Source organism: Paenibacillus paeoniae (assembly GCF_003388735.1).
GTDB lineage: Bacteria > Bacillota > Bacilli > Paenibacillales > Paenibacillaceae > Pristimantibacillus > Pristimantibacillus paeoniae.
In genome coordinates, this window is sequence record NZ_QUBQ01000001.1 from 1929617 (window position 1) to 1950617 (window position 21001).

Consider the following 21001-nt stretch of genomic DNA (forward strand, 5'->3'; position numbering starts at 1 on the left):
AGTTACGCTGCCGAACATTGACTAGTGGCCGGCATTTGCGGTAGATTGGTCATACAGCAGCAACGGCTGACAAGAAGGAGACTCGCCTATATATGAAACAACAGCTATTTTTCGATTTGGACGATACATTGATTTATTGCAACAAATATTTCTTTTTTGTCGTGGATCAGTTTGTGGATTCTATGTCCACCTGGTTTAGCGGATATGGTATCGTTACGCCAAACGCTGTTCGCGACAAGCAGATGGATCGGGATATCGCGCTTATTGGTGATACCGGTTTCAAGAGCGAGCACTTCCCCCAATCCTTTCTGGACACGTATGCCTACTTCAGTGATGCGACAGGAAGAAAACGCTCCGTCGTAGAAGAGGACTTTCTATGGAAGCTCGGAATTAGTGTATACGACCATGAGACGGAGCCTTACCCCAACATGGAGCATACGCTTGACGAGCTTGCATCTGCCGGTCATGAGCTTCATCTTTATACGGGAGGCGAGCTTCTTATTCAACAACGCAAAATTCAGCGAATGGGGCTGGAGCGTTATTTCAGCTCGCGCATCTATATTAGACAGCTGAAGAACAACGATGCGTTGGAGCAGATTTTGAAGCAAGGCATCTTTGACCGCGAGCATACCTGGATGATCGGCAATTCCATCCGGACTGATGTTGTACCTGCCTTAACTGCGGGCATTCATGCCATTCATGTCCGTACGCCGGAAGAATGGCATTATAATGTTGTACAAATCGACGTTCAGCCCAGGGGCGCTTTCTTCACATTGGATAAGCTGATCGACGTCCCGGATACGATCCACCGTTACTTGAATCGCGACTAACGGCTAGCCATCCCCTTCCACGGCGAGCTCGCCCGTCGCCGCATTCCTCAGCACGATCTTGCCCTGTATCTCCGTCCCATCGGCCATGGTCAGCTTTAGCTTGGCGGTTTTCCCTTTCTCCGCAATAGCCCGTACCTGGGCATCCGTCAAGCTGCGGCCGAAGCTATCCTTCCAGATGACGAAGGAGCAGCCGCTCCGGTAATGGGAGCAGCCATACCCCTTCCGCCCCATAAACAATCTGCCGCCGCATCCAGGACGCGGACAGGATGCAATCGTGCCATCACCCTGCGTTTCCGTACGTGCCTTTACTGCTGCACCTTTGCCGGCTGATCGCGAGGATGTCCCTGACGGACCGCTGTTGGCTGCACGTGATGTCTCCGACGAGCCGCTGCCAGCAGGTCGCGACGATGTCTCCGATGGAACGCTGCCACTTTGGCTCTTACGCCCTGGCGTTGCACTTCGCGCCGGCCGCTCTCCCTTGCCTGATTTCCCTCTCCCCGGCTTCTCGTCTCCCTCGAATGCCTTCATATCAGCTCGGGCTTGCTGACGAACCTTATCGACGATCATCGTGGCGAACTTCTTCACATTTTCCATGAACGTAGCATCGGAGGCGCTGCCTCTGGCGATTTCATTCAGTCTGCGCTCCCACATGCCTGTCATCTCAGGCGAAGTCAACAGCTCTACTCCGGCACCGCGAATCAGCTCAATCGCCGTTCGCCCCTTCTGGGTAACCATGATCCGTTTGCCTTGCATCGTCACATACCCTACATTTTTGAGTCTCTCTATTGTAGCCGCGCGCGTAGCAGGCGTGCCCAGGCCGGAATCCTTCATCGCATCCCGCACTTCTTCATCCTCGATCTGCTTGCCTGCGCTCTCCATCGCCCTCAGCAGCGTACCTTCGGTATAAGGTTTGGGAGGCTGCGTTTCTTTCTCCTTCATTGCAGCATCTACACATTGCACACTCTTCGCTGGATGTACGGAGAATGGCTCCAGCACTTCTTCCTCATCCTCGGAATCATCGTCCTTGTCTCTCTTGCCGCCTTTGGGCTTCTCCTTCTTCTGGTCAGCGTATAGCAGCTTCCACCCCAGGCTGAGTAGTTCCTTCACTGACGTCTTGAACGTCTCTTTCTCCACTTCAGTCAGCACCGTATGAGATTTGTACTCCGCAGCAGGATAGAACTGGGACAGGAAGCGGCGCACAATAAGGTCGTACAGCTTGGCTTCATCGGGTGACAATCCGCTTGCCTTCCGATGCGTCGGCAGAATGGCATGATGGTCCTCCACCTTTGCCGGATTGCAAATAAATTTATTCCCCTTATGCACAAGACCTTTATTCGCTCCCTTGGCCCACTCGTCATACGATGTGCCCTGCAAAGAGGCCAATGTCTTGTGCATCTCCGGGATGTTCTGCTCCGTTACATAGTTGGAATTCGTACGAGGATACGTGATCACCTTATGCTTCTCGTACAGAGCTTGCGCCGTATCCAGCGTCTTTTTCGCCGAAAATCCGAACTTCCCGTTCGCTTCCCGCTGCAAGAGCGTCAAATCATACAGCTTGAAGGGATATTCCTTCACAGCCTTCACTTCATAGGACGAAATCGTTCCGCTTTTCCCCTTCACCTTTGCAGCTATGGCTTCCGCCTTCTTGGGATCGGTCATCCGCTCGCCTTGCCATAAGCCGCGATACGGCGTATCCTCTTGCAGAAACTTGGCCTCTACTTCATAGAACTTTAATGAATCGAAGGCTTCGATTGTTTTTTGGCGATCATAAATAAGGGCCAGCACGGGTGTCTGCACCCGGCCAACGGACAGCAGCACATTATGTTTCGTCGTAAAAGCACGAGAGCCGTTCATGCCGATCAGCCAGTCGGCTTCGCTTCGGGCAGTCGCGGCTTTCGTTAAATTATCGTAGTCGGATCCTGCTCTCAGCTCCGCAAAACCTTTGCGTATCGTCTCCGGTGTCAGATCGGATATCCAGAGCCGTTTGACGGGTTGACGCAGCCTTAAGTGGCGCTGAATGAGAGAGAAGATGTATTGTCCCTCTCTCCCGGCATCGCATCCGTTCACAAGTGAATCGCATCGCTTCGCCAGCTCCTTGATTACCTTAAGCTGATCCATCGTTTTTTTGTTCGGTACAAGCTTGAATACCACCGGAATAATGGGCAGATCTCCGATATTCCAGCGCTTGTACTTATCGTCGTAAGCATCCGGCTCCGCTAGTCCGATCAAGTGGCCGATAGCCCACGTGATAATGTAACGTTCGCCTTCTATATAAGTACGGTGGTTTTTCGCTTTCGGATCGATAGCGGCCGCGATATTGCGTCCCATGTCGGGTTTCTCCGCAATGATTAGTGTTTTCAACTGGGCTCGCTCCTTTAGTCAACTCATGCTCATCAGGACGTCTCCACCGACTTCAGGATTGAAGCGAAGATGGTGCGTACTCCCTTCGACCAATTGGAGTCCTCTGCGTATTCCCGATTAATCCATGTGAAGGGGTCTACGTCAGATGGCCTGTCCTTGCTTAGTCGCGTAATGGTTCTTGCCGCAATCTGCGACGATTGCTCAATCGTTGTATTGAATTCTTGCCAGCTATGAAAGACGTTAAAGGGATTGTTGGCGATCTCCTTCGCCCGCTCATGCTTCCGCGGCACGAAGCCCTGCTCTTGGCCCGTGATAGCCAGTAAAAAAGCAGGATGAATATCGAACTCCTGCGCTGTCTTCATGATGGCGTCTATGTATGGCGTATCAGCCAGAATCGAAGATTTGCTCTCCAGAAAGGCGACAAGCTTGTCCTTATCCATAGAGGCATACTTTAGCTCTGTCGGCAATTCATTAGGGGAAGCAGTCGGAACCTCAGCAAATATAGGAATTCCGATCTCCGCTCCAATAGCTGTCGGCTCTTGTACCCGTTCCTGTGTTAGCGACCAGCTAAAAAGCAGGGAGGCTGTTATGACGATAGCCGTCAACGTTCCGTAGAGCGTGACGTTTCTTCGCCGATGCTTCCTGACTACCGCTTCGCTTGCAGATGATAGTGGGATGACAACCCCTGTGTCAGATTCGCTATATATTCGCCCACGCAATGGCAAGCCGGCTCCATCCATACCAGCCCAAGAAGCTTCCTGCTCCCTTGTCCATTTGTGGAACGGCTCCGCGACATTGGGGTCCTCCAGATTCAGTTCCATGCACATCACATAAATATCATCGGGACTGACGGGCCGCTGATGCTCCAGAACCGTCGAGCGAATAAGCCGATAAGTTAGTTGTTTTTTTGTCTCGGAATCAAAGTCTGGCAATTGATTGTGGATAATGCGCGTAACAGCATCTGCGACGATCTCCGCACGCTGATCGCTTGGCATGGAGGCATACTTATGATGCACATAGTTGCGTATGTTGTGAACATCGGTTGGCGTTAACACATAGGCATGTTCTGCGGGCATCGGCCTCTCCCCTTACGCATAATCTCACCACAATTTTACCACAACTTACCTTATTGTGGGGGAGTCAGACCAGAAATCGTTTCTTGAATTGCGGGTTGCATCATATAGGCGCGAACCTGTTCCTTCTCACTAAACGTCAGTTGGTATTCGCAATCGCAATCGTCGTCCTGCGGAATCATCTGAACAATCGTGCCGTCCAGCGTACAGATGACATAGAGGGTGAATTGGATCAGATCGTCCGGTACGGGCGTACCCTCATCTAATGTCGGACGAAGCACAATATCTACCCATTGATCGTCCCGACGCTCTATAGTTGCATCGAAGCTAGTGAACCGAAGCTCCGTTATGTGGTCTGAACCGTATTTAATCATACATTCTCTCCGTTTCCTTAGATTCTGGACAAGCAAGAAAAGCGCCCTAGGGCGCTTCCTTCTGAATCCTATAGGTATAGCCTAACATAGAGCTGCTCCTTATGGAAGCATCGATGAGCCCATCAAATACTTATCCACTTCGCGGGCAGCCTCGCGGCCTTCGTTGATCGCCCAGACAACCAAGCTTTGTCCACGGCGCATATCGCCAGCAGCGAATACTTTATCCACATTCGTTGTGTATTTGCCGTATGGAGCTTTCACATTGGAACGGCGGTCTTGAGCAAGTCCTAGCTGCTCGATCAGCGTCGTCTCCGGACCTTCAAAGCCTACCGCGATGAAGACCAGGTCTGCTGGCCATACTTTTTCCGTTCCCGGCATTTCTTTATAAATTTTGCGTCCAGTCTCATCAACCGTACGCTCGATTTGAACAGTGTGCAGCTCTTTCAGGTTGCCATTCCCGTCCCCAACGAACTTCTTCGTCAGAACGGAGAATGCGCGAGGGTCTTCGCCGTACAGCGCTTTGGCTTCCTCTTGCGCATAGTCCAGCGTATAGACGTTCGGGAATTGCGGCCAAGGGTTGCTGATTTGATCACGTTCCAGCGGAGCTTTGGCATGCGTACCGAATTGCGTAACCGACTTGCAGCCATGACGAAGTGCTGTTGCCACGCAGTCCGTACCTGTATCGCCGCCACCGATAACGATAACGTCCTTATCTTTCGCGGAGATATAGTTGCCGTCTTCCAGGTTGGAATCCAGATAGCTCTTAATTGTGCCGTTCAAATAGTCCATCGCCATATGAACGCCGTTCAGATCGCGTCCCTCGATTTCTACATCGCGCGCGCGCGTCGAGCCGCCGCACAGAACGACTGCATCAAATTGCTCTACCAGCTCGCTTGCTGTAACATCTTTGCCGATCTCCGTATTTGTGACGAACTCGATGCCCTCTTCTGTCATCAAGTCTACACGGCGCTGAACGACATGCTTCTCCAGCTTCATTGTTGGGATACCGTAGGTAAGCAATCCGCCGATGCGATCGGCACGCTCGTATACCGTTACGGTATGGCCTGCTTTGTTCAGCTGCGCTGCCGTAGCCATGCCAGCCGGGCCAGAGCCTACGACTGCAATACGTTTGCCTGTACGCACTTTAGGAGGTTGTGGAACAACCCAGCCCTCCTCGAAGCCCCGATCGATAATCGCTTGCTCGATCGTCTTGATCGTAACCGCATCGCCGATTAGGCCGACCGTACAAGAGCCTTCGCATGGTGCCGGGCATACACGGCCCGTGAACTCAGGGAAGTTATTGGTCTTGTGCAAGCGCTCCAGCGCCTCGCGCCACAGACCTCTATAGATCAAGTTGTTCCACTCGGGAATCAGGTTGTTGACCGGGCAACCGGACACCGATCCGGCGAGCTCCATGCCTGTATGGCAATAAGGCGTTCCGCAATCCATACAGCGTGCGCCCTGGGTGCGCAACTGTTCGTCGGACAAATGCTTATGAAATTCGTTCCAATCTTTAATGCGCTCAAGCGGGTCGCGATCGGCCGGCAATTCGCGCTGATATTCCATAAATCCAGTTGGTGTAGACATGATCGAATTTCCTCCATCCCTGTTCCCGGTTGCTTCACGTACACGTACAAGATACGATATGAGACCACTTGCGGGAATCCATATATTATTGAACACAGCGTACTGTGTCAAATCCGGTAGCTTATTATAACATGCTAGCATTCCTGCAATGAACACGTTAATGGACTTTCCGTACAATCATTTGCACTTTATGACATATTGTTCGTACAAATGTCCTTTTCAGCATCCATTATCGCTCTGCCCGTTCATAGGTTTGGAATGTATAGTCATATGGATTCCGCTCATCTTTTTGGTTGAAAACGCTATCCTTTAATCCCCATATTCGTTTGTCAAACTCCGGGAAATACGCATCTGCCTTGTCAATCTCTGCATCGACCTCCGTCAAGAGCAATCGATCAGCGAAGGGCAGCATCCATGTATAAACCTCGGAGCCGCCAAGTATCATTATTTCCTCATGTCTGAACTTCTCCAGCGCTTCTTCGGGACTATGGATGATTTCGCAACCATCAAGCTCCAAGGTGGATTGTCTAGTCAAAATTAGGTTGCGCCGATTAGGCAAGGGCTTTCCTATGGAATCGAACGTCTTCCTGCCCATCAGTACCGTCTTCCCGGTCGTCGTTCGCCGGAAAAACGCCATATCCCCGGGAAGATGCCACAGCAACTGGTTCTCATATCCAATCGCCCGATTTCGGTCCATTGCCGCAATTAACGTTATGCTCATCGTCTATTTCTCCTCTCCTTACACCGCTACGGGCGCTTTGATCGTCGGATGCGGATCATAGGCTTCCAGCGACAGATCTTCCATCTCGAAATCAAACACCGATTGCTTGTCCGTATTTAATAGAAGCTTCGGCAGCGGCTTCGGATCGCGGGACAGCTGAATCTCGATCTGTTCCATATGATTGGAATAGATATGGGCATCGCCAAGCGTATGAACAAAGTCGCCTACTCCGAGTCCGCATTCATGCGCAATCAGATGCGTCAGGAGCGCATAGCTCGCGATGTTGAACGGGATGCCCAAGAAAATATCGCCGCTTCTTTGGTACAACTGGCAAGAGAGCTTGCCCTCCGATACGTAGAACTGGAACATCGTATGGCATGGAGGCAGAGCCATCGACGGCACATCCTCGGGATTCCAAGCGGTTACAATTAATCTTCTGGAATCCGGGTTGTTCTTAATGGATGAGATCACATCCTTGAGCTGATCTATGCTTCCACCTTGAGCCTTCTTCCAGTCACGCCACTGCTTCCCGTAGACATCGCCGAGCTCGCCGTACGCAGCGGCAAAATCTGAATCGGCCAATATTCGCTCCTTGAACAGATTCATCTGCTCCATATATTGCTTGGCAAAAGCAGTGTCCGTCTGAGATCGAAGCCCGAAGTTCGTCATATCCGGTCCCGAATAGTCCTCACTTTCAACCCAGCGCTTGAACGCCCATTCATTCCAAATGTTGTTGTTATGTTGAAGCAGATTCCTGATGTTCGTATCTCCTTTAATAAACCAAAGCAATTCACTCGCCACGAGCTTGAAGGGTACGCGCTTCGTCGTCAGAAGCGGAAAGCCCTCGCTGAGCGGGAATCTCATCTGATAGCCGAACGTCGAGATCGTTCCAGTCCCTGTACGATCATCCTTCCGGACGCCATTCTGCAGTACATCCCTCAATAATTGCAAATAAGCCTGTTCACTAGTGCTCATAGGAGATCTCCTTCATCATCATAATCGCCATCAATGGCGTAATCTTATACGAAAAGCGAGCGCTTCTATGCGTTAAAGCAAGCTTTCTTTCGCAAAATAACTATTATTATAACATTAGTTGTAATTAGTTGCCCAGCCTATCTTTCTTGCGGTTTCGACGCAGCTGATGCCGGTCTGGAGCTGTCGCGAACAGCTGCTTCTCCAATTCATTCTCCGGTACAACCGACGGTACCGGGCAAGGCTTGCCGTCCTCTCCGAGCGCAACAAAAGTGAAAAAAGCCGTCACGGTAACCGCACGTGTACCCGTATACAGATTCTCCGCAGTAACGGTTACATAGATCTCCATGGAGCTCCGATGCGTCCAGGTGACGAATGCCTCCACCTCAATCACTTCTCCGATCCGGATTGGCGCGAGAAAATCAAGGCTATCCGTCGAAGCCGTCACCACTCTTGTTCTGGCATGCCTCATAGCTGCAATCGCCGCTACCTTATCCATATACTCCATCAACTTGCCGCCGAACATCGTATCGTAATGATTCGTATCTAGTGGGAAAATAAGCTGTGTCATAATCGTCCGTGAGTCGCTCGATCGTTTTTGCCCAGCCTGATTCATGTTGTCCCAGCCCCTTTTCATTCTCTGCGCATTTGTTTCTTCATTATAATATATGCAAAAAGAGATAGGCAAAGGGAACGTCATGAAATGGATGAAATTCCATACATAGGAGGTTCATTGACGGGATTATATAGGCGCAAAAAAGCCCCGCGGCACTTTTATGATAAAAGCGCAGCGAGGCTTCTTATTATACGGAGCTATATCATTTTGCGGAAAGTAATCCGTAATAAATTACTTAACAACCGTGTGGATTGGGTGTCCAAGCGCAACTTCAGCTGCGTCCAACACGATCTCGCCCAGAGTCGGGTGAGCATGGATAGTCAGAGCGATATCTTCAAGCGTAGCGCCCATCTCGATCGCCAGAGCAAGCTCAGCAATCATGTTGGAAGCTTCAAGACCTACGATATGCGCGCCCAGCACCAGACCGGAGTCTGCATCTGCTACCAGCTTCACGAAGCCTTCTGTAGCGTTAAGCGACATTGCGCGGCCGTTGATAGCGAATGGGAATTTGCCCACTTTCACGTTATGGCCTTGCTCCTTCGCTTCTTTCTCGCTTAGGCCGACGCTTGCGCACTCCGGATCGGAGAAGCAAACGGCAGGTACGCATTTGTAGTCGATTACGCTTGGTTGTCCAGCGATCGCTTCAGCCGCTACGCGGCCTTCATACATCGCTTTGTGCGCAAGCGCTGGTCCAGCGATGATGTCGCCGATAGCAAAGATATGAGGAATGCTCGTACGGCATTGTTGGTCAACTTCAACCAGACCGCGATCGGTTGTTTTCACGCCGATCAGATCAAGGCCAAGCTCGCCATCCGTGTTCGGGCGGCGGCCAACCGTAACAAGCAGGTAATCTGCCGTTACTTTCTCTTCTTTGTCGCCAACTGTATAAGTAACCGTTACATCTTTATCCGTTTGCTCTGCGCTTTTCGCTTGAGCGCCCGTTACGATGTCAACGTTTTTCGCTTTAAGCTTCTTCGCAACGATGGAAGACATATCTTTGTCGAAGCCTGGAAGTACGGAATCGGAACCTTCGATTACCGTTACTTTCGTGCCGAACTTGGAGTACATTTGGCCAAGCTCGATACCGATGTAGCCGCCGCCGATAACGACAAGGCTCTTCGGAATTTCAGGCAGCGACAATGCGCCTGTCGAGGACACGATGCGTCCGCCGTAAGGGAACGCCTTCAGCTCGATTGGACGGGAACCAGTCGCAATGATGCAATTTTTGAAACGGTAGCGCGGCGCTTCTTGATCGTTGAATACGCGTGCTTCGTTTTCGTTAATGAACATCACTTCGCCTTGGAAGTATTGTACTTTGTTCGCTTTCAGCAGCGAAGCAACGCCGCCAGTCAGCTTTTTCACGATTCCGCTTTTGAATTCTTGCACTTTGGTGAAATCAACCTTTGCTTCGCCCACTTCGATACCGAATGCGGAAGCATGACTTACAGACTCATATTGATGAGCTGCCGAGATCAGCGCTTTGGACGGGATACAGCCAACGTTCAAGCATACGCCGCCTACATGCTCTTTTTCAACAACCAATACGTTTTGACCAAGCTGAGCCGCGCGGATAGCAGCTACGTAACCGCCAGGACCTGCGCCAATGACTAGAGTATCAATATCTAAGGAAGCATCTCCAACTACCATTTGTTAGACCTCCATTATGAACAGCTCAGGCTGTGCCAATAGCTGTTTGATATAGTTCATAAAGTTTTGTGCCGTTGCGCCGTCAATCAGACGGTGGTCGAAGCTCAGGGACAATGCCATAACAGGTGCTGCTACAATCTCGCCATCGCGTACAATCGCCTTCTCGGAGATGCGGCCTGTACCCAGAATCGCAACTTCAGGGAAGTTGATAACCGGAGTAAAGAACATACCGCCTGCGGAACCGATGTTTGAGATCGTGATTGTGCTGCCTCTTAGTTCGTTCGCAGCAAGCTTACCGTCGCGGCCGCGTACGGCAAGGTCACGAATTGTGTCGGCAACCATAAAGATGTTTTTACGGTCGGCATCTTCAATAACCGGTACGATCAAGCCATTATCCGTATCTGTTGCGATACCGACGTTGTAGAACTTGCGGTACACGATTTCTTGATTTTGCTCATCCAATGTGGAGTTCATAATTGGGAACTGGCGGCAAGCCGCTACCAGAGCCTTCACGATGAACGGCAGATACGTAAGCTTGGAGCCTTTTTTCTCTGCGTAAGGCTTGTATTTCGTACGAAGCGCTACCAGCTCGGTAACATCGACTTCGTCCATGATCGTTACGTGTGGAGCCGTATAAACCGACTTCACCATTGCATTGGAAATCGCTTTGCGGATACCTTTGAACGGTACGCGCTCTTCTGGACGGTAAGGCGTGCCAGCCGCTACTGGAGCTGCCGCTTTTGCCTCGCCAGCCGAAGCCGCTTTTTCTTCTGCAGGCGCCGCTGCTTCTACAGCCGCAGGTGCTCCGCCGAATCCGTTCACATCGTCACGCGTGATGCGTCCGTTTTTGCCAGTACCGCTCACTTGAGTCAGGTCTACGCCTTTCTCACGAGCGTATTTGCGTACGCTTGGCGTCGCCAATACTTGAGCATTTGTTGCTTTAGCTTCAGGAGCAGGAGCAGCAGCTGGTGCGCTTGCAGGAGCCGCTTCTTCCTTCTTCGGCTCTTCAGCCGCTGCAGGAGTTGCTTGCTCAGGAAGGTCGCCTTCCGCGTCAATAACAGCTACCAGTTCGCCAACATGGCAAACCTGTCCGTCCTTCACCAATACTTCCAGCACTTTGCCGTTAACTGGGCAAGGTACTTCGACGATAGCTTTATCGTTTTGTACTTCCATAATAATGTCATCGTCCGTCACTGTAGCGCCCGGCTTAATCAGTACTTTGATGATTTCGCCCTCGTGCAGGCCTTCGCCTAGCTCTGGGAATCGATATTCGAATTTAGCCACCGATCGTAACCTCCTTTTAAAAATGTTCCGTTCAATATATTAGAATTGGATAACTTTCTGAGCCGCAGCTACGATACGCGCTGGTGTCGGCAACCATTGATCTTCGATTTGCGCGAACGGATATATCGTATCCGGACCAGCAACGCGAAGCACTGGAGCTTCCAGATGCAGAATCGCTTTTTCGTTGATTTGCGCGATCACTTCGGCAGCAATGCCGGATGTTTTTTGCGCTTCTTGAACCACGATAGCGCGGTTTGTTTTTTGAATCGATGCCACGATGGTATCGATATCAAGCGGCACTAGGGAACGAAGGTCGATAACTTCCGCCTTGATGCCTTGTTTCTCCAACTCGTCGGCTGCCTTCACAGCGGTGTGAACCATCATGCCGTAAGAGATAATCGTCACGTCGCTGCCTTCACGAACAACGTTCGCTTTGCCGATTTCAACTGTATACTCACCTTCAGGCACATCAGCCTTGAACGCACGGTACAAGTTCAGATGCTCCATGAAGAATACCGGATCATTGTCGCGGATTGCAGAGATCATCAGACCTTTTGCATCGTATGGATTGGAAGGAATAACAACTTTGATACCTGGCGTTTGCACAGCCAGACCTTCCAGGGAATCCGTATGCAGCTCAGCCGCTTTTACACCGCCGCCGAAAGGCGTACGGAATACGATTGGCGAGTTGTAGCGACCGCCGGAACGGTAACGCATACGTGCAGCCTGGATGAACATTTGGTCAAGCGCTTCGTAAATAAAACCTACGAATTGAATTTCGGCGATTGGACGCAAGCCCTGCAAGCCCATACCTACTGCCAAGCCTCCGATTGCAGATTCCGCAAGCGGCGTATCGAATACGCGCTCTTCTCCGAATTCATCCTGCAAACCTTCCGTTACGCGGAATACACCGCCGACTTTACCTACGTCCTCGCCGAAGATGAGCACGTTCGGGTCACGTTTAAGTTCTACGCGCATCGCATCGCGAATCGCTTCAAGCATATTCATTTGAGCCATGATCGTTTCGTCCTCCCCTTTTATTGAAAATCAGCCTTTTGTTCTTCCAAGTATTGCGGTGTTGTTTCGAACATCGTATCGATCAAGCCTGCCACGGTCATTTTTTCTACCGCTTCCGCTTTTTTAATGTGTTCATTAACTGTAGCTTTTGCTTCTTCTTTTACGCGGTTTGTGTCTTCTTCTGTCCAAAGACCCTTTTTCTCCAGGAACTTGCCGAAACGGATCAAAGGATCTTTCAGCGCCCATTCCGCTTCTTCGTCCTTCGTACGATACTTCGTAGCGTCATCCGCCATGGAGTGCGGACGGAAACGGTAAGTCAGCATTTCGATCAATGTCGCGCCTTCGCCGTTGCGTCCAAGCTCAGCTGCATCTCTTACAGCTTTAATAACAGCCAGAACGTCCATGCCGTCTACTTGAACGCCTTTGATGCCAGCAGCTACCGCTTTGTGAGCGATCGACAATGCAGCCGTCTGCTTCGCGAAAGGAGTCGTAATCGCGTAGCCGTTGTTTTGTACAGCATAAATGACAGGCAGTTTGAACACGCCTGCAAAGTTAAGACCTTCGTAGAAGTCGCCTTCGGAAGAACCGCCGTCACCTGTGTAAGTGATTGCTACGCGCTTCTCGCCTTTTTTCTTAAACGCCATTGCTACGCCTGTAGCATGCAGAATTTGTGCGCCGATAATGATTTGCGGCATAAGAACATGCACATCTTCAGGAATTTGGCCGCCATGCTGGTGACCACGGGAATATAGGAATGCCTGGTACAGAGGCAGACCATGCCATACAAGCTGCGGCATGTCGCGATAGCCAGGGCAGATAAAATCATCTTTATTAAGTGCGTATTCGCTGCCCACCATTGAAGCTTCTTGGCCAGATACTGGCGCGTAGAACCCAAGACGACCCTGGCGGCCCAAGTTAACGGCACGCTCGTCCCATGTGCGGGTAAATACCATGCGATACATGATCTCTTTAAGTTGCTCATCAGTCAAATCTGGCATAAGATCCGGATTAATTACGTCCCCATCGAGTGACAATACAGATAGCGGCGTGACCGGTTCCGTTTGAACTTCGTATGGCAATTTGCTCATTTTGAACGCTCACCTCAATCGAAATATTTGAAAATCGTGTATCTCTGTTATAGAATTATTATAACCCTGTTTAACGAAAATGGTCAAAGCAAAAAACAAAAAAACCGTTGTTTTTTCGCTCATTCCGGCTATTCTGTTAAGGAATTGTATATGCTACAGCATTCTAAATGTAGTAGTACAGAATAATACAACAGCTTGTACTCGCCCCATTTCCCGTATACACCTTACTATTGTTTACCCACAACAACGGTAATCCATTCAATAAAAATAAGGAGTTTTGAGCATGACTGATGCGCGATATTTGAAAAGAACCATTTTGAAGGAAACGGTAGACAGCCGTTACTTGGTTGAAGGGCAGCGCAATCTGCGCATATTTCTGCCGCCTGGGTATAATGAAGTGCTTAGCTATCCCGTTGTCTACTGTCAGGACGGAGAAGATTTCTTCAACTTTGGCCGTGTAGCGACAACCGCAACACAGCTTATCCTCGACGAAGGATTGGAGCCTTTCATAATAGTAGGGGTCGATGTCGACAAAAAAGTACGCACCGAGGAGTACGCACCCGACGGCAATCGTCACGCCGCATACCTGCGTTTCTTCGCGGAAGAGCTTGTACCATTCATTGAAGAAAAATATCCGGTGCGCCGTGAGCCCCAGCATCGATTGCTTGCCGGAGATTCGCTTGGGGGCACGGTTTCGCTTCATTTGGCGCTGGAATATCCACAGCTCTTTACACGGGTCATGTCGATGTCAGGCGCATTCTATGCAAGCTCGCAGAACATTGTAGGCCATGCGCTGGACCTCAGCTGGCTCAACATTTACATGATAGTCGGCTTGCAGGAAGACGCCTTTGAGACGGATCGCGGCGTGTACGACTTCATCGCGCTGAACCGCAACACACGCGCCCTACTGGAACATAAAGGAGCCAACATCTTTTATGAAGAGAAGGACGGCAAGCATCAATGGGGCTTCTGGCAGAAGGAGATTCCGCAGGCGCTTCGTTACTTCATTGAAGTAGAATAAATCAAAAAAAGGCCGGCATGGCCCGGAAGAGAATAGCAACCGAATTATCGGTTGCCGTATTCTCTATCTCCAGTCCATGTCGGCTTTAATTTTGTCCAGCAAAGCGCTGCAGCCTTCGTTCACCAACTCATACACATAATCAAAGTTGCCTTCATAATAAGGGTCCGGCACATCCGCCACGCCTCTCTCTGGAATCAGCTCCATAAAGGTGAACAGCTTCTCCGCCCCATTCTTCTCCATTGTACCCGACATCATCTCGCGTACATCCTTCAAGTTCTTCCGATCCATGCAGACCAAATAATGAAAGCCAGTCCAATCCTGCGGGCTGACTTGACGCGCTGTCATGCCTTCATACGAAATACCGTTCGTATCGAGCACCTTGCGCGTGCCCTCATGCGGCTCACGGCCGATATGCCAATCGCCCGTCCCAGCGGAATCAATCGAGATACGGCTCTCCAGCCCCTGCTCCAATACCAGCCTGCGCATGACCGCTTCGGCCATTGGCGATCTGCATATATTGCCAAGACAAATAAATAAAACACGTACGCTTTGCTCCATGATGACTACTCCCCTTTTTTCACTTTCATTCTCCGAATAGCTGCCTTCTCTGATGCCGCAAAAGCGCCTCGGAGTGATCTGCGCGGAAGCTTCCATTTGTAGTAAACGGATAACATTCGGAACGTAATTATAATCGCAAACAACGCCAGCAGCTCAATCGTCGACTTGAACCAGCCGAGCCCGATCGCAACGCCTGCCAGCATCGCCCATACCGCGTAGATTTCATCCTTGAGCACAAGCGGCTTGCGTCCCGCCAGCACGTCGCGGATGATCCCGCCGCCGATACCGGTCAGCATAGCTGCTACAAGCACCGCACTAAGCGGATGCTCCATTTTCGTCGCATACAGGGCCCCCTGAATGGCAAAAGCAGAAAGTCCAATCGCATCGAAAAAAGCCTCGCTTCGTCTCCAGCGGAGTATCCATCTGACCGGGAGGATAAAAGCGATCGTCATCGCCGTAAGTGCCGTCATAAATAAGTAGCCTTGGCTCCACAGCGTTGTAACGGGAACCCCAATCAACAGGTTCCGCACGACCCCTCCTCCGAAGGCCGTCACGAGTCCAAGCACGTATACGCCCAAAATATCGTATTCTTCCTCCATCGCAACGACCGCTCCGCTCACCGCAAAGGCAATGGTGCCGATTAAGCTGAATACGTTGAATATGTCCATACTCACAGCTACTATCCCCGCTTCCCGTCCATTATGAATGGCTGGTGCCATACGTCATTTCCCATTTTATATCCGACTTCCCCATATTCGCAACGACATTTTTTGTGCGCATTGTCGAATCAGCCGCGAAACGATATACTGAGAGGCGTATTAACCTTATATGGATACATAACAACCAATCACAGGTCAGAAAGGAAGTCCCTTTCATGCAGCAACGCATCGTTATTTTCGCCGGAGGGAACTTGGGACCTTGGGCTCTTGGGCATATTCATTCCTCGGATACGTTGATCGGCGCAGACAGCGGCGCCAAGTTTCTAATGGAACATGGCCGTTCGCCCCATATCGCTATCGGTGATTTCGATTCGGTAACGGAGGCGGAAATGGTGGAAATTCGCGCCAAGAGCGGCAATACTATCGCTTGCGATCCCATAGACAAAAATTATACCGATACCGAGATGGCCTTTCGCCTGGCGCTAGACATGAAGCCCCGGCAACTGCTCCTGTTAGGCGTTCTGGGTACTCGCTTCGATCATTCGCTCGCCAATGTTCATCTCCTGATGCTTTCACATGAGCAAGGCGTTGAGGCAGTAATCGCAGACGAGCATAACGAAATCCGTTTAATCTCGAAAACAACCGTCTTGAAGCGCAGCGATCATCCTCAGGTCTCGCTGCTGCCCCTGTCTGAGAAGGTCACTGGCATTACGCTAACCGGTTTTCAGTACCCTTTGATTGAAGCGACGCTCACCATCGGCATGTCGCTAGGAATTAGCAACGTGTTGCTGGGCGATGAAGGCACTATAGAAGTTAGGGAGGGCAAGCTGCTCGTCATCCGCAGCCGCGACTAACACCCTCCCCATCCATTGCCCCCTATTCTGGGGGCAAGATGATCTCCAATCCTTCCACATGTTTCCGACTCATATCATGACGCGCCCTTCGGTGCTCCTTGGACTCGAAGACGATATCGAGGTCATACGATTCGCCGGGGTACAACTCCTCTTTGGCAATATACAGCTTCAGCCGTTTATGGTTAAAGCTTAGCTTCTCCCCTTTCACCTGAACCAAGACATTTCCCTTCTCGTCAGCGGGTCGATATACGACTCCTGCCCGTCTGAGAGGAAAGATCCATACGGAATCTCCTTTTTCGAAAACCCGCTTCCGCTTGCCCTCGTTAGAGTTTAGCGGCGGCTTCGCTGCTACAGAATGGACGGGCGATCTGCCGAGAGATGGAATCGTCAGCGGCAGCTTAGTGTCTGAACGAAGTTCACGCTCATTCCGATTCCGGGACTGCTCCTGCTTATGCCAGGATTGCTGCGAATCCAGCGATTGCTCCTGCTCGTTTCGGGATTGCTGCGAATCCAGAGAATTCTCCTTCCCACTCAATGGGGATGCAGACGCAGGAATTGTCTCCTTTTTGTTGGACAATAGGCTCTCTGCACGAAGCATGACCGCCTCCGGCAATCCAAACCGTCTTGCTATCGCAAACGCATGACTGTCGCCCGCCTCGCCGATTTCTAGTCGATAGAGCGGCTTAAGCGTAACCGGATCAAAGGCCATGCGGCCATTCTGACATCCTGGGGTACGTGCAGCGAATGATTTTATCTCATTGAAATGGGTTGTTGCGCCTACAAGTGAACCTCTCTCTAGCAGAATCTCCAACATCGCAATAGATAACGCAATGCCTTCCGATGGATCTGTTCCCGCTGCCATTTCATCCAGCAGGAGAAGTGTCCGAGTGTCCGCCACTTCGAACATCTCCTTCAATACAGCAATATGAGAGGAGAAGGTACTGAGCGATTGCTCCAGACTTTGCCCATCGCCCACATCTGCTACGACATGGCGGAAGATACCAAGCACGCTCCCCTCCTCTGCCGGAATAAGCAATCCGGATTGAGCCATTAGCACGTGGAGACCGATCGTTTTGAGAGATACCGTTTTCCCGCCAGTATTGGGTCCTGTTATAATGAGTTGCTTCCAGCGTATGCCAAGCTCTGCGTCAAGTGGCATGCTGTCGGCGCCCAGCAGAGGATGCCTTGCGCCCTTCAGCCATATAACCGGCTCATCGCTGAGTGTGACGCGCCGACCGCCGCAGCTCCGGGCAAGCTTGCCTCGGGCCATAATAAAGTCGAAGCTCGCCATGGCTTGCGCATTTGTCTCCAATACATGTGCATAGCTCTCCGCCAACTGGGATAGATTCGAGAGCACGATCATACGCTCCCGATCCTCCGCCGACCGCCATTCCGCAAGCTCTCCTTGAAGATCCGACACGTCATTAGGCTCGATGAAAAGCGTCTGGCCGCTGGATGATTCGTCAAGCACCGTTCCCGGCACTTGCTTGCGAAGCTCGCGCTTAACGGCCAGCACAAAGCGGTCTCTCCGCTTGCTGACAATGCTCTCCTGCAGTGAGCTTCGGTATTTGCTGAGCGAGTGCTCCATCTTCTTGCTGATCTTGTCTTCCGTTGCATAGATATGCCTGCGGACATAAGCCAGATCGGAGCTGGCTTCATCCGTCAGCATTCCGTAACGAATACATCTCCCAAGCTCTTCGCGAAGCGGCTTGCAATCGTCCATCGATTCCGCATAAGCTGCAATCGTCGGTGCAATATGCGCTTTTCCTCGCATATACCTTTTCATTTGTGCGACGGATCCAAGCCATACGGACAATGATTCCAGCTCATGCTCTGTATAGCTCCGGCCTTTCCCCAGAAGGACGAGAAATGCCTCAATCCCTTCCATCGCGGACAATGGAATGCTTGCCCCGCTTCCGAGCAGCTCGGAAGCTTCGAATGTCTCGTTCTGCCATGCCTGGATTTGCGATTTGGACATGCTTGGCTTCATTTTCTCTGCCAGCTTCTTGCCGGCATCCGAGACGGTCCAGTCAACCGTCATTTGTTTAATCTTGTCATACTCCAATTTCCTTAGTGTTGCTTCGTTCATCCTTGAACTCCTCCTTAAAAATGAGCATAAAAAAAAAGACAGCAACGAAAACGCGAGTGCGTTCCGTTCCTGCCTTTTAACAAATGGAGCCATTTATACCCGCATGTGTTGCGTCAATATGACGCAGCACTAAAAAAGGGTATAAAAAAAACCGTGCACGGAGCACGGTGATTTGGCCTCATCCCTATAGCATGGTGGGCGGAAATCCTCATGTTCTCAACTCATGGGATCAGCTAACGAAATACACCTTTGAACTCACGATAGAAAAATCGCGACTCCAGAGGAGTATGTGAAAATAGCTCTTGGGGTGTCATTGACGCCAAGAAGCTGCTCTCGTCCTGATCATATCCAATTACGAGTTAAGAACACCGGTAATCATTAAAATTGCCCCTTTAACATGCTTAGTCCCTTTTATCGTATAAAATGCGGCTCCTCGTGTCAAGTCAGTGAGCAACAATCGCATGGAATACCGTTTTAGACATGGCATGCGTCCCGCTTCTCCATCATGTTCTATCCTGCATACTCCGGTTCTTTTACATGCCATCAATCAACTCATCCAGCTTCTTCTGCCGCTTTCGCTCCCGAATACGGCGCAGCTTCTCTTCCTCCCGCAAACAACGAATTAATGCGAAACACATGCCGACGATGATCGCAGCGAATGGCAGTGACGTCACAATAGATGCCGTCTGCAAGCCGTTCAGTCCTCCGCTCAGAAGCAGGACGATCGCAATTGTAGATTGCAGCACTCCCCAGACCAGCTTCACTTTTGCTTTAGGATTAGGATCGCCGTCTTGCGATAAGATACCCAATACAAAAGTGGCCGAGTCGGCCGAGGTGACAAAAAAGATAACGATAAGCAATGTTGCCACCCCTGATGCCAATTGGCCCAGCGGAAGCTGATGAAGGAGCAGAAACAAGACAGACGTTACATCCTGCTCTGCGGCAGCGGCAAGCGGAATGTGCTTCAGCAGCTCCATATTCAAACCCGTCCCTCCAAATACGGAAAACCATAGAAACCCAAGCAAGCTTGGCACAATCAACACGCCTAACACAAATTCCTTGATCGTTCTTCCCTTCGAAACTCTGGCAATAAAGGTTCCGACAAAAGGCGTCCACGATATCCACCATGCCCAGTAAAAAAGCGTCCAGTTTCCGATCCATTTGCTCTCCGAGAACGGTGTCAGCCGCAAGCTCATGCCAATCAAATTCTGCACATATGAACCAAGCGTATTCGTCAGTGTATCCAAAATAAACGCGGTAGGCCCAACACAAAAAACGAACAGTAACAGGCAAAAAGCTATAATCAAATTAGCCGTACTTAAGATTTTGATCCCGCGATCAACCCCGGATAACGCAGAGGCCATAAATAAAAGGGTCATAACGACAATAATCCAAATCTGCGATCCTGTTGTAGTCGACATGCCGAACAACGCGTTTAAGCCGCCATTGATCTGAAGCGCGCCCAAGCCAAGCGACGTTGCCACTCCGAATACCGTGGCGATAATGGCAAGCAGATCAATGCTTTTGCCGATTGGCCCGTACACCCGGTCGCCCAGTATCGGCAGGAATGTGATGCTGATGAGACCTTTGCGTCCTTTCCGGAATTGATGGTAGGCCAGGATAAGCCCGACAATGGTATAAATCGCCCAGGGATGAAGACCCCAGTGGAAAAACGAATAGCGCATTGCGACTCTGGCTGCATCCGTAGTCCCTCCGGTCAGCCCCTCTGGCGGGACCAAATAGTGCGACAGCGGTTCGGCAACACCCCAGAACACAAGGCCAATGCCCATCCCTGTACTGAAAAGCATGGAAAACCAGGAGAGCAGCGAATATTCTGGGTCATCATCGTCATTCCCCAGCTTGAAGCTCCCATACTTGCCGAAGGCTAAAACAAACGAAAAGATTAAAAAACCGAACATGGAAAGCAAGTAAAACCATCCGAATTTATCAATGGTCATATCGAATACGACGTTGGCAACCGACGACAGCTGATCCGGCTGCAGGGCTCCCCAAAGCACAAACAACGTAACGATAATGATGGATAGCCGGAAAACCATGACATGTGCCCCCTTTTATGCCATAGCATCTCCTGCTGCCCGCAAAAATATTGGGGATATCCTATAAGGTGAAAAACTCGAATTTGTGGTACCTAGAATCGTTATTGCCCGGATTTGCCTAAGGAGGTCAAATAGCAGTGCCACACACAACTAATCGCGTTGAGAGCAACGGAAATCCAGATTAGTGGTGCCT

Annotated in this window: 18 protein-coding genes; 3 read left to right on the plus strand and 15 right to left on the minus strand. The window is 50.7% G+C overall.

Annotation, left to right across the window (positions count from 1 at the left end):
- The first annotated feature begins 92 nt into the window (after positions 1-92).
- Complete coding sequence (locus DX130_RS08845; RefSeq protein ID WP_116044474.1) at positions 93-830, plus strand: HAD hydrolase-like protein; 738 nt, start codon at positions 93-95, stop codon at positions 828-830.
- A gap of 3 nt (positions 831-833) precedes the next feature.
- Here the strand turns inward: DX130_RS08845 and DX130_RS08850 are convergent, their stop codons facing one another.
- From DX130_RS08850 to pdhA, 11 genes are all read right to left on the minus strand, one after another.
- Positions 834-3191: a type IA DNA topoisomerase gene (locus tag DX130_RS08850; RefSeq protein ID WP_116044476.1), complete on the minus strand. Its 2358-nt coding sequence runs from the start codon at positions 3189-3191 to the stop codon at positions 834-836.
- 32 nt (positions 3192-3223) lie between these two features.
- Positions 3224-4267, minus strand: coding sequence for a hypothetical protein (locus DX130_RS08855; protein WP_116044478.1), 1044 nt, complete (start codon positions 4265-4267; stop codon positions 3224-3226).
- A gap of 50 nt (positions 4268-4317) precedes the next feature.
- The gene (locus DX130_RS08860; RefSeq protein ID WP_116044480.1) at positions 4318-4638 is read right to left on the minus strand and encodes a hypothetical protein; all 321 of its coding nucleotides are present in this window, start codon (positions 4636-4638) and stop codon (positions 4318-4320) included.
- A 99-nt stretch (positions 4639-4737) separates the two neighbouring features.
- The gene (locus tag DX130_RS08865; RefSeq protein WP_116044482.1) at positions 4738-6225 is read right to left on the minus strand and encodes a glutamate synthase subunit beta; all 1488 of its coding nucleotides are present in this window, start codon (positions 6223-6225) and stop codon (positions 4738-4740) included.
- Positions 6226-6454: 229 nt separating this feature from the next.
- Complete coding sequence (locus DX130_RS08870) at positions 6455-6946, minus strand: dihydrofolate reductase (RefSeq protein ID WP_116044484.1); 492 nt, start codon at positions 6944-6946, stop codon at positions 6455-6457.
- Between the two features lie 18 nt (positions 6947-6964).
- Positions 6965-7921: a thymidylate synthase gene (locus DX130_RS08875; RefSeq protein ID WP_116044485.1), complete on the minus strand. Its 957-nt coding sequence runs from the start codon at positions 7919-7921 to the stop codon at positions 6965-6967.
- A 124-nt stretch (positions 7922-8045) separates the two neighbouring features.
- A complete protein-coding gene (locus tag DX130_RS08880; protein ID WP_116044487.1) occupies positions 8046-8534 on the minus strand; it encodes an acyl-CoA thioesterase in 489 nt (162 codons plus the stop codon).
- A gap of 231 nt (positions 8535-8765) precedes the next feature.
- Positions 8766-10181, minus strand: a complete 1416-nt coding sequence (gene lpdA / locus DX130_RS08885; RefSeq protein ID WP_116044488.1) for a dihydrolipoyl dehydrogenase — start codon at positions 10179-10181, stop codon at positions 8766-8768.
- Between the two features lie 3 nt (positions 10182-10184).
- On the minus strand, positions 10185-11465 hold the full coding sequence (locus tag DX130_RS08890; RefSeq protein WP_116044490.1) for a dihydrolipoamide acetyltransferase family protein: 1281 nt from the start codon (positions 11463-11465) through the stop codon (positions 10185-10187).
- 39 nt (positions 11466-11504) lie between these two features.
- Entirely contained in the window at positions 11505-12482 is a 978-nt protein-coding gene (locus DX130_RS08895; protein WP_116044492.1) for an alpha-ketoacid dehydrogenase subunit beta, read from the minus strand.
- 20 nt (positions 12483-12502) lie between these two features.
- Positions 12503-13570 carry a pyruvate dehydrogenase (acetyl-transferring) E1 component subunit alpha gene (gene pdhA / locus DX130_RS08900; protein WP_116044493.1) on the minus strand — a complete coding sequence of 356 codons (1068 nt, stop codon included), beginning with the start codon at positions 13568-13570 and terminating at the stop codon, positions 12503-12505.
- Positions 13571-13853: 283 nt separating this feature from the next.
- On the opposite strand from pdhA, the gene DX130_RS08905 reads away from it, so the two are divergent.
- Entirely contained in the window at positions 13854-14591 is a 738-nt protein-coding gene (locus tag DX130_RS08905; protein WP_116044495.1) for an alpha/beta hydrolase, read from the plus strand.
- Positions 14592-14654: 63 nt separating this feature from the next.
- Here DX130_RS08905 and DX130_RS08910 read toward each other — a convergent pair whose 3' ends face one another.
- Positions 14655-15149 (minus strand): low molecular weight protein-tyrosine-phosphatase, encoded by a 495-nt coding sequence (locus DX130_RS08910; protein ID WP_116044497.1) that lies wholly within the window; start codon positions 15147-15149, stop codon positions 14655-14657.
- Positions 15150-15154: 5 nt separating this feature from the next.
- Positions 15155-15817, minus strand: a complete 663-nt coding sequence (locus DX130_RS08915; RefSeq protein WP_116045855.1) for a trimeric intracellular cation channel family protein — start codon at positions 15815-15817, stop codon at positions 15155-15157.
- Positions 15818-16023: 206 nt separating this feature from the next.
- Between DX130_RS08915 and DX130_RS08920 the strand changes: the two genes are divergently transcribed.
- Positions 16024-16662, plus strand: a complete 639-nt coding sequence (locus DX130_RS08920; protein WP_116044499.1) for a thiamine diphosphokinase — start codon at positions 16024-16026, stop codon at positions 16660-16662.
- A 22-nt stretch (positions 16663-16684) separates the two neighbouring features.
- Here the strand turns inward: DX130_RS08920 and DX130_RS08925 are convergent, their stop codons facing one another.
- Entirely contained in the window at positions 16685-18751 is a 2067-nt protein-coding gene (locus DX130_RS08925) for an endonuclease MutS2 (protein ID WP_240644368.1), read from the minus strand.
- 533 nt (positions 18752-19284) lie between these two features.
- Positions 19285-20808, minus strand: coding sequence for a glycine betaine uptake BCCT transporter (locus DX130_RS08930; RefSeq protein WP_116044501.1), 1524 nt, complete (start codon positions 20806-20808; stop codon positions 19285-19287).
- Positions 20809-21001 lie beyond the last annotated feature (193 nt).